This window comes from Sphingomonas pseudosanguinis (assembly GCF_052056765.1).
Taxonomy (GTDB): domain Bacteria; phylum Pseudomonadota; class Alphaproteobacteria; order Sphingomonadales; family Sphingomonadaceae; genus Sphingomonas; species Sphingomonas pseudosanguinis.
In genome coordinates this window covers 621,795-636,912 of the sequence record NZ_CP189888.1, presented here as the reverse complement: position 1 = coordinate 636,912, position 15,118 = coordinate 621,795, and the positions used below count along the sequence as shown (strand labels likewise).

5 protein-coding genes are annotated in these 15,118 nt (G+C 72.2%); 2 read left to right on the top strand and 3 right to left on the bottom strand.

The genetic code is table 11. From position 1 onward, the window contains the following. Positions 1 to 121 precede the first annotated feature (121 nt). Together ACQHGV_RS02865 and ACQHGV_RS02860 are read left to right on the top strand one after the other, a co-directional pair. Positions 122 to 1,471: a M23 family metallopeptidase gene (locus ACQHGV_RS02865; RefSeq protein ID WP_440979356.1), complete on the top strand. Its 1,350-nt coding sequence runs from the start codon at positions 122 to 124 to the stop codon at positions 1,469 to 1,471. Between the two features lie 161 nt (positions 1,472 to 1,632). Next, positions 1,633 to 1,800 carry a hypothetical protein gene (locus ACQHGV_RS02860; protein WP_440979355.1) on the top strand — a complete coding sequence of 56 codons (168 nt, stop codon included), beginning with the start codon at positions 1,633 to 1,635 and terminating at the stop codon, positions 1,798 to 1,800. Here the strand turns inward: ACQHGV_RS02860 and ACQHGV_RS02855 are convergent. From ACQHGV_RS02855 to ACQHGV_RS02845, 3 genes are read right to left on the bottom strand one after another with little or no spacing between them, the layout of a single operon-like run. After that, positions 1,779 to 2,636, bottom strand: a complete 858-nt coding sequence (locus tag ACQHGV_RS02855; protein WP_440979354.1) for a lysostaphin resistance A-like protein — start codon at positions 2,634 to 2,636, stop codon at positions 1,779 to 1,781. The two genes, ACQHGV_RS02860 and ACQHGV_RS02855, sit on opposite strands and share 22 nt — an antisense overlap. Beyond that, positions 2,633 to 5,752 (bottom strand): CHAT domain-containing protein, encoded by a 3,120-nt coding sequence (locus tag ACQHGV_RS02850; protein WP_440979353.1) that lies wholly within the window; start codon positions 5,750 to 5,752, stop codon positions 2,633 to 2,635. Before ACQHGV_RS02850 ends, ACQHGV_RS02855 begins: the two co-directional genes overlap by 4 nt. Continuing rightward, positions 5,749 to 15,117, bottom strand: coding sequence for a two-partner secretion domain-containing protein (locus ACQHGV_RS02845; RefSeq protein WP_440979352.1), 9,369 nt, complete (start codon positions 15,115 to 15,117; stop codon positions 5,749 to 5,751). The genes ACQHGV_RS02850 and ACQHGV_RS02845 overlap by 4 nt, the downstream gene beginning before the upstream one ends. Between the last annotated feature and the right edge of the window lies 1 nt (position 15,118).

Here is a 15,118-nt window from a genome sequence, read left to right as displayed (position 1 = left end):
AACACCCTGTTTCACCCGGCCACCGGCGCGGCCGATCGACCGCAAAGGTTATTGATGCCGTTACAATGGCACAATAGTTTTGATCGACCGTTTGTTCCGGCAGTGAAAAGATAAGGGGCAGATGCGGGCAATGGACGGTCGGCCGGATGAGCTTTCCTATGATCCGCGATCCTGGCTCGGCCCGGTGCCGGGACCGGCCGCCAAGTCGCCCTCGCCGCCCCCTCCCCCGCCACGACAGTCGTCACGATCCGCGAGACCTTTATGGCTGGCGAGCGCGGCGGTCGCGGTCGCAGGATTCGCCACCGCCTATCTGGCGCGCACGCCGACCCAATGGGCGGCCCCCGCCAGCGCGCCGGCGACACGCGCCGCCCCTGCGCTAGCCTCCGCCGAGCAGCGCATCCTGAACCTCGCCAGTGCCGCCGATGTCGGTTCCAGCCTGTCGGTGCTGGGCATCGTACCGGCGGACGCGAACCAGGCGGGGCGGATGGCGATCGCGCGGCTGGGTCGCGATCCGGGGGAGATACGGCTGGCGGTGACGGCCGATGCCTCGGGCCGCCAGCTTCGCCATGCCGAGATCACCCGGGCCGACGGATCGGGGATCGAGATCGCCCGCAAGGGTCAGGGCGCGCTCCAGGCGACCAATCTGTCGGCCAAGCTGACCCGCCAGATGATGTTCGTGCGCGGCGAGCTGGATGGCGAGAGCTTCTACAGCTCGGCGGTGGCGGCCGGGGTCGCCGATGTCCTGGTCGACGAGTTTGCCAACGCCTTTCGCTACGACTTCGACATGCAGCGCGAGGTGCAGCCCGGGGATGTGTTCGAGGCGGGGTTCGAGCAGCGCATGACACCCGATGGCGAGCGGGTCGGCCAGCCCGAGCTGGTCTATGCCGGGCTGACCACCAACGCCAAGTCGCGCGCGCTCTATCGCTTCGCCGGGACGGGCGACGGCGTGGCCGAATGGTTCGACAGCGCCGGCAAGAGCAGCCGCCGCGCGCTGATGCGCACGCCGGTCGAGGCGGCGCGGATCAGCAGCGGCTTCGGCATGCGCAACCACCCGATATTGGGCTTCGCCAAGCTGCACCGGGGCACCGACTTCGCCGCCCCCACCGGCACGCCGATCTTCGCGGCGGGCGATGCGACCGTGGTCTTCGCCGGTCCCAAGGGCCCCAACGGCAATTTCGTGAAGCTGCGCCACGACAATGGCTGGGAAACCCTATATCTCCACATGAACCGCATCATGCCGGGAGTCAGCGTCGGCGGCCATGTCGCGCAGGGGCAGCAGATCGGCGAGGTCGGCACCACCGGCCGCTCGACCGGACCGCATCTCCACTACGAAGTGCATATCGCAGGCGCGCCGGTCGATCCGCTGTCGATCGATACCGGCCAGACACGGACCCTGACCGGGGCCATGCTCGCGCGGTTCCGTAAGGTGCGTGACACGATCGATGCGCGACGCGCGGCGGATGGCGTGTGAGCGGGGTTGCGGCCTTGTCCGCATGCCTCGGCGCCCTCGCCCTGATCGGGTGCGGCCCCGGCACCGAGGCTGACAGCAACCGACCAGCCCCCGCCGAGGCAAAGGCCACTCTGCCCGCCGATGTGCGGGCCTTCCGCACCAGGCGAGACGCATGCGATCACATGCGAGGCGAAGAAGCCGCCGACGAAGCGCGCGCCGCCTTCCTCGAAAAGAGGCTGGCCCGTACCTGCACCGGCACCGATGCGGCGCTCGCCTCGCTGAAGCGGCGTTATGCCGACCGGCCCGCCGTCATGACGGTGCTATCGCGCTATGAGGAACGGATCGAGTAGGCGGCGTCCATTCGCGCCGCACTGGTCGGCGAACGGCCGCTGAGCCCCCGCATCGCGGCCGCCAGCGCGAGCAGCACGGTGATCAGTGCGAAGCTCATGGCGAGGCTGGCGTTCAGGCCGGCCTCGCCCCCGCTCCAAAGCGGGGCACCGGCCAGTTCCAGGTCGAGGATCGCGCCGAAGCCGCCGATCCCCGGATTGGGGTCCAGCCCCAGTACCAGTTGCTCGCCGGCATTCCATGCCAGATGCGCCGCCACCGCACCCGATATGCCGCGCTCCCGCCAGGCGAGCAGGCCGAACAGCAATCCGCCCAGCGCCATGTTGCCGAGTGCGATCAGGTGGCCGCCCTGCACCCAGATATGGAGGCCGGCGAAGATCAGGGCGACCAGCGGCACCGCGACCCAGGCACCCAGCCAACGCTGCGCCACCGGTTGCAGCCAGGCGCGGAACACCGCCTCCTCGGCGACGACCTGCACGGCGATGGTGACGATGCCCAACAGCCAGACCGTACCGATGCCGCCGCTTTGTCCCCGGTGCAGCACACCGGCGGTGGCCACATAAGCGATGGCGAGCGCCAGCCCGCCACCGCCGCAGAGCAGCCCGGTGCGCACCGATCGCCCCATGCCACCGCGCGGCCATATCGCACCGCCGCCCAGCCACGCCCCGATGATCCCCAGCGCCAGCATCGGCGCGAAGATCAGCAGGTTGAACAGCGCCTCGCCCGCCGCCGGCCCCATGCTCGCCACCAGCCCGCCGACCCAGCCGGGCGCGACCCGCAGCCAGACCGCGACGATCGCCAGCCCGGCCACCGCCGCCACGCCGGCGGCCGCGCGCGTCACCGCTGCGCCACCTGCGCGGGCGGCGGGGAGAGCATCGTCTTGCTGCTGTCGCCGACCAGGAAATAGGGCGCCCAGTAGAAGGGATGCGAATAGGCGCTCTGCGTCATCAACGTGCGTTGCGCCGCCTGCAACGCCTCGCCCATCGTGCCGGTGCGGCCGCGTTCGTAGAAGGCGCGGATGAAGGCATCGCTCTCCGCCTCGGCCGACACCTGCCAATAGGTCGCGAGCACCGCGCGCGCGTTGGCGGTCAGGAAGGCGCGGACCAGCCCGTCGAGCGTCGCCCCCGCCTCCTCCTGGCCGGCCGAGCGCGCCACCGCCTCGTCCTGCACGCCTGCCGCCGTGTCGCAGGCGGACAGGACGACGAGGTTCGCGTCGAGCCGGAAATCGGCGATCTCCGAGAAGCTGAGCAACCCGTCCGACCCCGCATCGCCAAAGGAGGTGACCAGCGCGGGCGGCGACTTGGCGCAGCCCCACATGCCTTCCTCAAGCCCGTGCGTGGCGAAGTGCAGCACCTCATATTGGTCGAGATCGGTGCGCGCCTTGACCGCCGTATCGCTGAACGCCGCGCCGGTTATCATCGTGCCGTGTCCGTCGCCCAGCGCGCCGGCGGCGATGCCCAGTTCGCGCGGACTGATCGGCTTCAGGCTGCGCGACAGGCTGGCCAGCCGGCCGAAATCGACCGCGCAGCCATAGCCCACTTCGACCGGCCTGGCGGCGACGCCCGGTGCCGGCGTCGGCGGCGGCCGGTGGTCGCCCATGCCCAGGAAGGGCCGCCGGGCGCGCGATGGCGGCAATGCGCGCGCGACCAGGAAGGAGCGCGGCGACAAAGCGGTCGAAATCGCGGCGCTGCGCGCCAGAAAAGCGGTGCGCGAGAAATCGAAGGGATCGGCCCCCTTGGGCGCCTGTGCGTCGTAGCGCGTGACCAGCGTGCCCAAGGGCAGGCGCGCGAGCGGCCCCGCCGGATCGACGACGATCGAGGGCGCCGCCGCGATCAGCCCCGCCGCAGGGCCGCTGACCAGCCGGTAGAGCGTATAGCCGCGCGCCTCGTCGAACGGCACCAACTGCCCCTGGCGCAGGCCGCCGTCGATCGATGCGCGCAGCTGATCGCCGAGCTGGTCGACCGCCGCCTTCGCCTCGGTCGAATTGGCGACATGGTAGATCATCGTGCGATCCGCCGTCACCACCAGGCCATAGATGCGCCGATTGAGTTCGGTCAGCTTCACATAGACTTCGCCGGGGCGCAGCGCGCCGCGCAATTCGGCGAGTGTCGCGGGCGCCTCGTCCACCTGACGATAGCGCGGGTCGGCGGCGAGCTGCGCATCGATCTGAAGCAGCCGCGCCTCGGCCGCGTCGCGCGCGCGCACCAGATCGGTGCCCGATGCCGCCGCATCCTCGCGCTTGTCGGCCAGCGCATAGCGCAGACGGGTGATCTCACGCTCCAGATCGGCGCGTTCGCGGATCACCGCGCCCAGCTTGGGATCGGCGGCGACCACCGCGCGCAGCTGGGTCAGCTGGCGTGCGACCGCCGGTTCGCCATTGGCCTGCACCGCGCGGAAGAAGCGGTCATAGGTATCGGCGCGCGGCTGCGCCGCCTCGCCCACCAGCAGGTCGAGATAATCCTCCATCCCGATCGAATTGCCGAATGAGGTGGAGCCGGAGGCGATCAGCGCGTCGACCGCTTCGGCAAAGGTGTTGCGCACCGAATCGCGATTGGCGCCGGTGCGCGCATAGACCGCCGCGCGTTCCAGCTCGGCCTCGGCGATCGCCGGTTCGGCCCCGGTGCCGCCATTGGCGATCGAGCCGCGCCGCAACTGGTCGACCGCATCGTTATAGCGGTCGAGCGCGCGGCCATAGCGCCCGGCGCGCGCCTCCAGCCGCCCGCGCTGTCGCGCGATCCGCGCGCCCAGCCACAACAGCCGCGACTGGTCGAGCCGCTGGTTCGACAGCGGGCGATAGGCCAGCGCCGCCGCGTCCATCGCGGTCGTCGCCCCCGCCTCGTCCCCCAGCGCCAGCAAGGCGACGCTGCGGGTATAGTCGCGCTGCACGTCCAATACGCGCGCCGCCAGGTTGGAGGCGTCGGCCACCGCCAGCGCCGCCGCGCCCGCCGTGCGCGGCTGGTTGAGCTGGCGCAGAGTCTCGGGATCGGTCAGCGGCTGTGCGGCGGCGCTTTGCGCGACCTGCCCGCTGCGGTCGATCTCGGTCAGCGCCTCGCGAAAGGCGCGGCGGTTGAGCGCGTCGAGCGCGTGATAGGTGTCGCGCTTGCGCATCAGGAACGCGTTGCGCGCGGCCGGCACATTGGTCAGCAGCGTGTCCGCCTCGGCGAAATGCGCCGCCGCCGTTTCGGGGAACAGGATGTTGGAATCCGCGAGTCCCGCCTCCAGCAACAGCTCGACCCGGGTCGCGGGCGGCGTCTCGGCGGGCAGGCGGCTGAGCGCGTCGTTCAGGATGCGCGACGCCTCGACATTCAGCCCCTTGTGATTGAGCGAAATACCCTGTGCCAGCACGCCCGCGACGTTCAGCGCATCGCCCTGTACGCCCGCGACGCTGGCCGGGGCGGCCGCGCCGATGCCGGTGACCACCGCCGGGTCGATCGTCGCGGTCAGGGTGCGGGTCACGTCGGCGCTCGGCGCCCGCTCGCCCGAGGTGATGGCGATCCCCTCCTCCAGCTGCGCGAGCAGCGCGGGCGTGCCCGACGCGATATAGCGCCGGTCGCCGCGCACCTGATCCAGCCGCAGAGAGTCCAGCCCCGTCACCCGGTCCTGGCACCGGCGCAGCGTCGCCGGCCGCCCGGCCAGCGTCACCGCCTGTTCCGCGCCGCACCCGAATTGCGCGTCGAGCGTCGCCAGCGCTTCGGGACTGGTCGCGACGACGCGGATCGCCCCCAGCGGCCGGCTGGCCGCCGCCGTCGAACAGGTGATGGCATAGGCGCGTGCGAACGGATCGGCGATCGCGGGGTCCGCCCAGGCGCGGGTGGCGACGCAGGCCTCGCCGCTTGCGGTCTTCCCCAGATTGAAGCTGTCGAGCCGCGCGGGCGGCGGCACCGTGGCGCATCCCGCCATCAGCGTGGCGACGAACCCGCATCCCAGCGGCCAGGCGGCTTTGGTCCGAAGGCTCACTGGGCATTCTCCCGGTCGGCGGGCTTTTCGGGGGCGAGCGCGGGAAGGCCGGTCAAGAGATCCTCGTTATTGCCGCTGACGATCGGGGCGAAGGGGACGGCGACATCCTGCGAGATGCCGAACACGTCCTCGCTGTTCCAGTTGAACACCTGCAGCGTCGGCTGGATGACGATGGTGGTCAGGCACCCCGTGCCCGTACCCGCCAGACAGCCGTTGATGCGCGTGGTCGGGAGCAGCACCGGGTCGATCTCGATCACCGGATTGCCGAGCAGCGCGGCGGCGCCCCCCTCGATCCCGTTGATCGACCCGAACAGCGCGACGCTGGTATTGCCCGCGACGCCCGTGCCGTTGACACGCAGCGCCGGCGTGACCGGTGCCGTTTGCGACCCCAGCACCAGGCCCGATTGCCGCCCCGGCACGCCGGTATTCTGGAACAGCGCATAGTCGCCGAACCGCACGGTCAACGACCGCGCCTCCAGCGTGGTGGTCGCGGTCGGCTCGTAGAAGCCGCCGCCCAGTTGCGGGTTGTACAGCGCGGTATTGCCGGTCGAAAGTAGCGCCGCCGCCTGCGCGCGCGGATCGCCGCCCTCCATCAGCGTGTCGATGAAGCCGGGGCGCAGGCCGACCGCGATTCGCGATCCCTGCAACACCAGGTCGGCGTCCTGCATGCGCAGACGGCCACCGGCATCGCTCGTCGCCTCGACCATGATCGTGCTCGCCGATCCCTGGCCCGATGCGTCCCCGCCGAGCCGCAGCGTGCGCGTGCCGCCGCTGGTCACCGCACCGGTGACGCGCAGGTCGCCCGTGGTCGCAACATCGACCGCCGCCGGGGCGAGCGCCACGCTGCCCAGCTCGACCGCGCCGCTGCCACCGTTCAGCGTCAGACGATTGGCGGAGACGCGTCCCAGCTCGGTGGCGGACAGACGGAAACCGCTGGCCTCCGTTCCGTCGCCGATCCGCATCGCGCTGGTCGCGGCGGCGCGGTTGGTCAGCGTGACGGCTGTCCCGCGCACCGCACCCGACAGGTCGAGATCACCCGCCGAGACCGATACCGTCGGCCCACCGTCGAACGCCCCCAGCGTCGCGAGGCCGCCCGCCTCCAGCATCGCACCGCCGCTGGCGCTGCTGTCACCCAGGATCAGCGCATTGGTGCTGGTGACCGCGAGCGTGGCCGCGCGTGCGCCGCCGATCTGAACGCTGCTGCCGGTCGCATTGAGCGCGCCCGCCGCCTCAAGCTTGCCGGCGGTCAGCGTGTCGCCCGCACGCAGCGTCATCGTGTCGCCCGCGCCGGCATCGCCAATGGCCAAAGCGCGACGCGCCTCGGCCAGCAACCCGCGCGCCGCCTGAAGCCGGCCGGCGACATCGACCGTCTCGCCGCGCAAGGTCGCCGCGCCGGCGGAGCGGACATCACCCAGCCTCGCCGCGCCCGCCTCGACCGTCAGGTCGCCGCCGGTCGTCTCCAGCGTGGTGCGTGCGCCATTGGTGCCACCGACCGCGCCGGTGCTGCGCAGCGTGATCGCGCCGGCGCGGATACCGGGCAGGGTCACGCTGTTGCCCGCCACCGCTGCGGCACCGCTGGTGGCGATACTACCGGTCGCGACCGCGCCGGCGGAAGACAGGTCCACCGTGCCCGCACGGACCTCGCCCAGCGACAGGTCGCCCGCCGACAGCCGCAGCGCGAGCGCGTTCACCGCCAGATCGCCGGCGGTGAAGCCCGCGTCATGGGTGAAGACGCTGCCGATCGTGCTGCCATCGAAGCGGCCGATCGATCCGGCCTCGACCTGGCCCAGCTGCACCGCGCGCGCTGCCCCGACGCGCAGGCCCAGCGCCGCGCCGCCGCCCGGCCGCGCCTGAAGCCGGGTGCCCGCCATCTGGATCGCACCGCCCGCATCGAGGATCAGCGACTCCGCGCCGACGCCATCGGCGTCGCTCGCCAGCGTCAGCCCACTCGCGCCGGTGATGTCGCCGGTCGCGCTGGTGATGCGCACCGCGCCCTTGGCCCGCTGCGCCACCGTACCGCCGCCCAGCGCGACATTGGCGCCCGTCACCCGGTACGCCCCGCCCGCATCGACCGCACCGCTGACGCGCGCCAGCCCGCTCGCCGACACGATCGAGTCGCCGCCAGAGGTGAACGTCCCCACGCTCAGATCGCCACCCGTCGCGGCCAGGGTCAGCCCCTGCCCTGCGGTGGCACCGGCCAGCGTCACCTGCGCACCTTGCGCGTTCAGCGTCGTCCCGGCGGCCATCGTCTGCCCGCCGATCGCGCCGCCCGACGACGCCTGCACCGCACCACCGCTGACGTCGGTAAAGGACAGGCCAGTGCCACCCTTGAGCGACAGATCACCCGTGGTCGCCACATTGGCGAGCGCCGTCCGCCCCGTCGCGCCCAGCGTCGCCGTCCCGGCAGTCACCGGACCAGTGACGCTCAGATCGCCATTGGTGGCGTTCAACGTCAGCCCCTGCCCGGCCTTCACGCTGCCCAGCGATACCTGCGTACCCTGCGCGCTCAGCGTCGTCCCCGCGGTCGCCGTCTGGCCATTGATCGCGCCACCCGACGTCGCCCGTACCGCTCCGCCGCTCACCTCCGCAAAGGACAGGCCCGTGCCGCCGTTGAGCGACGCGTCACCCGTGGTCGTGACGGTGGCGAGCACCGTCCGCCCGGTCGCGCCCAATGTCGCCGTGCCGGCGGTGACCGGGCCAGTTACGGTCAGGTCTCCATTGGTTGCGTTCAGCGTCACACCCTGCCCGGCCTTCACCGAGCCCAGCGACAGCTGTGCGCCTTCCGCCGTCAGCGTGGTCGCGGCGGTCATCGACGGTCCGCTGATCGCACCGCCCGACGATGCCTGGACCGACTCACCGCTGACATTCGCGAAGGACAGGCTCGTGCCAGCCTTGATCGACAGGCCGCCGGTGGTCGCCACATCGGCGAGCACCGCCCGCCCCGCCGCGCCCAGCGTCGCCGATCCGGCGCTGACCGGGCCGGTCACGGTCAGGTCGCCAGTCGTGGCGTTCAGCGTCACACCCTGTCCGGCCTTCGCCGAGCCCAGTGTCACTTGCGTGCCCTCGCCTGTCAGCGTGGTTGCGGCGGTCACCGTCCCGCCGGTGATCGCGCCACCCGACACCGCCTGCACCGTGCCGCCGCCGACGTCCGCGAAGGACAGGCCGGTGCCGCCCTTCAGCGACACGTCGCCGGTGCTCGTCACATTGGCGAGGATCGCCCGCCCGGTCGCCCCCAATGTCGCCGTGCCGGCGGTGACCGGCCCCGTCACGTTGAGGTCGCCATTGGTGGCGTTCAGGGTCAGCCCCTGGCCGGCCTTCGCGCCGCCCAGCGACACCTGCCCGCCGTCGACCGACAGGACGGTGCCGGCGGTCATCGTCCCGCCAGTGATCGCGCCGCCCGACGCCGCCTGCACCGTACCGCCGCTGACATCGGTGAAAGACAGACCGGTGCCGCCCGACAGCGCGACATTGCCCGCGACGTCGACCGCCGCCAGGCTGGTCCGGCCGGTCGCGGACAGCGTCGCAGTCCCCGCCGTCACGAGGCCTCCGATGGTGAGGTCGCCGTCCGTGGCGCGCAGCGTGATCGCCTCGCTGCCCGTGTCGATACGCCCGGCGGTGATCGAGGCGGCGCTGATCGTCGTCTGGCCCGCCGAGATGTCGCCCAGCCGTGCCGCCGTGCCGACCGCCAGTTCGAAGGCGCGGCCGGGGCCGGCCGACAGCGCGGTGACGCTGCCCGGCGTCAGGCCGCTGACCTCGCCATTGGGCGCGCGCACGACCAGATCGCCGGCGCGGCTGCGGATCAGCGGCGCGCGGATATTGCCGGCGGACACGACGGACACCTTGTCCTGCGAGACGATGCCGTCGGCGACGATGATGTCGGCATCGCGTGCCGTGGTGGTCAGGCTGGCGGTGCGCGCGGCCTGCACGCCCTGCGCGCGCAAGGTGCCAACCGACGCGATCGTCACCGCCCCCGCCGTCGTGTTGACGGTGCCCAGGGTCACCGCGCCGCGCTGCGCCGTTACCGCGACGTCGTTGACCGCCGTGATCGCGCCGCCAGTGATGTCGCCCTGGCTCGCGATCGCCGACAGGCTGCCGACATTGGCATCCCCGAAGGCGAGCGCGCCGCCCGACAGCGCCGCGCTGCTCGTGCTGGTCAGCGCACCGATCGACAGCGCGCCGCTGCCGCTGTCGAGGGTCACCGTGTTCCCACGCACCTGCCCCAGCGTCAGGCGATCGCCGCCACCCCGCACCGCCACCGGGCCGGTCACCGCGACGTCGCCGCCGGTCACCGTGCCGCTGCCAGTCAGGTCCAGGCTGGCGGCGTTGACCGCGCCGACATTCACCGTTCCACCCGCCAGCATGACCGCACCGCCCGCCGTCACCGGGCCGAGCGACAGCGCGCCGCTGCCCGCATTGGCGCTGGCCGCGCCGGTGACGTCGACACGCGCGACCGTCAGCGCGCCGGTGCTGGTCGCGCTCAGCCCGCTCCCCGACACCGCACCGACGTTCAGCGTGGTGCCGCGAAGGGTCGCGCCACCGCCCGTCGCCACGTCGCCCAGCGTCACCGCACCGCCGCCGACCGACGCCGCGCCGCTCACGTTGACATCGCCACCCGTCAGCGCGCCCGTCGCCACCGCGTCCAGACTCTTGCCCGACACCGGTCCGAAGGCGAGCGTCGCCCCGCGCAAGGTCGCGCCATTGCCGGCGTTCACGCCCCCCAGCGTGACCGTGCCGCCGTTCAGCGAGGCCGCCCCGGTCACCGCGATGTCACCACCGGTCAGCGCTCCGGGGGTCAGCGCGTCCAGGCTCGCACCGTCGACCGCCCCGAAATTCAGCGATGCGCCGCGCAGGGTCGTACTGCCCGAAGCCCCGACCGCCCCCAGCGTGACGTCACCACTGCCGCCATCGACCGACACCGCACCGCCACGCGCGCGCAGCGCACCCAGCGTCGTTCGCGCGCCGCCACCGCGTACCGCGATGCCACCCGTCACATCGACATCGCCGCCGCTCACGACACCCGCGCCCGTCGCGGTCAGGCTCGCCGCCGACACGCGACCGAAGCGCAGCGTCCCGCCGTTCAGCGTCGTCGCGCCACCGGCGGTGATCGCGCCGGTCGACACCGCCGAGGCTCCGCCGTCGATCGACACCGCGCCGGTGCCGGTATCGATCGTACCGGTCGTGACGCCGCCCGCCGCCGCCAGCGACAGGTCGCCCGACAGACGAAGCGCGCCGGTGGTGATCGCCGCGGCGCTGCCCGCCGGGCCGGTCACCGCCAGCCGCCGCGCGACGACATCGCCCACCGTCACGCCGCCGCCATCGGTGGTGATCGTCACATCCGAACTGCCGCCGCGTCCACCCGACAAGGGGGCCGCGCCCAACTGCACCGCACCGCCCGTCGCGCTCAGCGCCAAAGGACGGCTGCCCGATCCGGTCGCATCGGACAGGATCGACAGGCCATTGCCGCCGGTGATCCCGCCCGCGCTGGCGGTCGCCGTATAGCCGCCCTCCGCGCTATGCGTTCCACCAAGCGCCAGCGACCGGCCGGCGATGGCGATGCTGCCCGAGGCCCGCGCGCCGTTGTTCAAGCTGACCGTGCCGGCCGAGGATGCGACCGACAGGTCGCCCGCCGTGGTCGCGATCGCGCCCGCGCTCAGATCGCCGCTCGACGTCAGTGACACCGGGCCGGCGGCATTGACCGCCAACAAGGTCAGCGGCCCGCCGCTCGCCGCCGCGCTGAACCCCGCGCCCGCGCGCTGGTCGCCCCCGGCGGTGATCGTGCCACCTGACAGCGCGACCGCACCGCTGGCGTCGGTGGCGCCGCGCAAGGTGACCGCCGCCGCCCCACCATCGACGCGCACGTCGCCGCCACGCGCGACCAGCGCGCCATCGGCGGTCACGCCCTGCGGTCCGGTCAGGGTAATCCCGCCCCCGGCGGTGATCGCGCCGGTCGCGACCGCGCCGTTGCTCGCGGTGGCGACAAAGCCCTGCCCCGCCTGCTGCACGCCGCCCAGCGTCACCGCCTGGCCCTGCACATTCACCGCGCCGCCTCCACGCACGCCATTGGCGACCGAAACCGCACCGCCGGTCGCGGTCACCGCGATCCCGCCATTGGCGGTCAATGCCTGGGTGGCGGTGATGCCGCCGCTGCCCGCCGTCAGGGTCAGCGCACCGCCGCTGTCCACGCTGGTCAAGCTCATCGCGCCGGCGCTGTCGACCGTCACGCCATTGCCCGTCACCGCCCCCAGCGTCGCCGTGCCCGTCGTCGCGGTCAGCGCGACCGCACCGCCGCGCACCGCGTCGATCGCCAGCGTCGTGCCCTGCGCGGTCACGCCCGTCGCGCCGCGCAAGGCGGCGAGTTGCACCGCGCCGCCGCTCGTCACCGAAGCCCGGCCGGCCCGGCTTTCCACGCTGCCCAGCGTCAGCCCGGCACCGCTCGCCAGGATCACGTCGCCGCTGGCGCTCAGGTCGTTCTGGACCGACAGCGTACCTTTGGCGGCGCTCAGGCTGATCCCCTGCCCGTCGCCGGTCACCGCGATCCGCCCGACGCTCAGATTTCCCCACAGGCTTTCCGCCGCGAAACTGTCGACCAGGTTCAGCGCGCCGAAGCGCAGGTCGCCATTGGCGGTGATCGCGCCGCCCAGCCGCGTCGCGTCCGCGTTCAAGGTCGACAGCGCGGACAGCGAGCGCGCGGTCACGTCACCCAGCGCCAGCGGCGCATCGGCGGTGCCGTTGAACACGCCGACGCGCAGCGCGCGATTGTCGCCCGCCACGATGCTGCTGCCGGTTGCAAAGGCGATCCCCTCCGCGCCGGCCGCTTGCAACCGCACGAAGTCGCGCGAGTCGCGGCTGGTCGACACCAGCGCCAGCGGCTGCGACGTCGCGATCCCGCCGCTGCGGGCCAGCAGGTCGATCGCGCCGCCACTCTGCGCCCGCGTGCCCGCCAGTCCCACCGACGCGCCGCGGATCGTCAGCGCGCCCCCGGCGGCAATGTCGCCGCCCAGCGCCACCGCGCCCGCCGCATCGACCAGCACGGCATTGCGCGCATTGAGCGCCCCGGCCGTGACCGCACCGGTATCGGCGGTCAGCGAAATCCGCCCGTCGTCCGCCCGCAGCGCACCCGCCTGCAGCGTGCCCGCGCGCAGCACCAAATCTTCGTTCAGCGACACGTCGCCGACGCTGATCGTGCCGGTGCGGGTCAGCCCGGTGGAAAAGCCGTCGCTGCCCACCGCGCCGCGCAGCGCATTCGCCTCGACCCGCCCCAGCGACACCGCACCGCCGGCATCCGCCGAGCGGATGAAGATGTTCGACTGCCGGTTCGATCCGCCGCGCAAGGACGTGTCGGCGGCGAAGGCGATCGCGCCACTGCCGGTGCCCTCGATCGCCAGCGTCAGCGGATTGGTGTCGACGCCATCGACATTGGACGTCAGCGTCAGCCCCGATGCGCCGGTGATCCCGCCCGCGCCGCCGGTGATCGCGACCAGCCCGTTGGCGGCCTGGGTCACCGTGCCGTTGCCGCCCAGCGCGACGGTGCCGGCACGGACGACATAATCGCCACCGGCAAAGACATTGCCGGTGATGGTCGCACTCGCGGCGGCCGATTGCTCGCCGATGCGGATATGCCGCGCGGCCTGGATCGTGTTCAGCGATACCGCACCGTCGCGGGTGATGAGCACGTCCGAGACATTACCCGTGCGGATATTCCCCGTGACCGTCGTTGCGCCCGTGCCGCTGAGCGCGACATCGTCACCGCGCGCGTTGAGCGCGGCGGCGGACAGCGCGCCCGTGGAAGCGACCGCGATACCGCCATCGCTGGCCAGACTGCCCGCGTTCAACCCGGCCACCTTCAGGTCGAGCGACTGGCGTACATCGACATCGCCCAGCGTCAGCGCCGTCGTCGTCGTCAGCGTCCCGCTGGTCGCGCCATTGCCCACCGCCCCGCGCAGCGATCGCGCCGTCACATTGCCCAGCGCCAGCGCATTGGCATCGCTGCGCCGCCGCAGGATCAGGTCGCCGCGCCGGTCGTCGCCCGCGCCGATCACGCTACCGGCCGCGAAGCGGATGTCGCCCGCGCTGGTGCCGCCGGTGCTCAGCGTGATCGACTCGCTGCCGCCCGATCGCAGCGTCAACCCTGCGCCGCCGACCAGGTCGCCATTGGTCGACACCGCCTGAACGCTGCCGCCCGCCTGCTGCACGATCGTATCCGCGCCGCCCAGCGTGATGCCCGAACCGGCCAGGCTATAGTCCTTGCCCGCCGTCACCGCGCCCGTCACCGACAGTGCGCCATCGGCGGTCAGGTCGACATTGCCGCGCGCGCGCAGCTCGCCGGTGAAGGCCGCCGTGCCGGTGGCACGCGCCTGCACGCCATTGCCGTTGCCGCGATAGTCATAATCGACGCGTAGCGGCCCGCTGGCGACCAGATTGGCCACGCCGCCGGTATCCGCCGCAGTGCCGCCGATGTCGATGCCGCGCAGTCCGCTGGGCGACTTGCCCGCCGACAGGATGATGCCGCGCGTGCCGCCGGACGCGGCGGTGACGCTGGCATCCACCTGCAACAGCGCATCGGTGACATTGTCCTGGCTCGCCAGCGCGAACAGCGCGTCGGTGCCCTGCACGCTGCCACGCACATATTGGCTGCGCCCCGGCACCGAGGTGCCCTTGTTCAGCGTGACCGACAGGATGCTGTCGTCGCGGTAGCGCAGCGTGACGTCGGTCGCGGTGACGAAGGCGGTATTGCCGGCCGAGACGAAGGTGCCCGCTGCGTCGATCTGCGGCGCGACCATCACCAGGCCCATCCGCTCGCCGCTGACGGTGATGCGCGCGCCGTTCATCACGGTGATGCCGGTCGTGCTGTTGGCCGCGCCCTGCAGGCGATAGCTGTTGCCGCTCGACAGGAAGTCGTTGACGTCGGGGTTGAGCGTGGTCAGCACCAGCGAGCCGGTGTTGAACGCCGCATTGGCGCCGACCATGATGCCGTTGGGATTATAGACCCAGACCGCGACGTCCTTGCCCGCGTTCAGCGCCCCCAACAGCTGCGAGGTGTTGCCCGAAATGTCGCGGTTGAGCACCGCGACATTGCCCGACAGCACCGATTCATTCGTGAAATTCGCCCGCTGGCCTTCGGGGATATTGAACCCCTTCCAGTCGATCACCGTGCTACGCGACCGCAAGCCGACGTTCAACTCGCCATTGCCGCTGCTGATGACCGGGCCGAGCAGGCTGGACCGGGTCGAGTCGACATCGGCCGGGGTCGGCAGGCGCGGCGGGGTCGTCTGCGCCTGCGCACCGGCGGCGATCAGCGCGCCCAGCGCGGTGCCGACGCCCAGCCGGAGCGTATGCCGGCGAACAGAGGAGATACGGCGGCTCATC

Bases quoted from the DNA above. Each gene is read 5' to 3' on its own strand.
- ACQHGV_RS02845 (WP_440979352.1), bottom strand. From the start codon at position 15,117: ATGAGCCGCCGTATCTCCTCTGTTCGCCGGCATACGCTCCGGCTGGGC.
- ACQHGV_RS02860 (WP_440979355.1), top strand. From the start codon at position 1,633: ATGCGAGGCGAAGAAGCCGCCGACGAAGCGCGCGCCGCCTTCCTCGAA.
- ACQHGV_RS02865 (WP_440979356.1), top strand. From the start codon at position 122: ATGCGGGCAATGGACGGTCGGCCGGATGAGCTTTCCTATGATCCGCGA.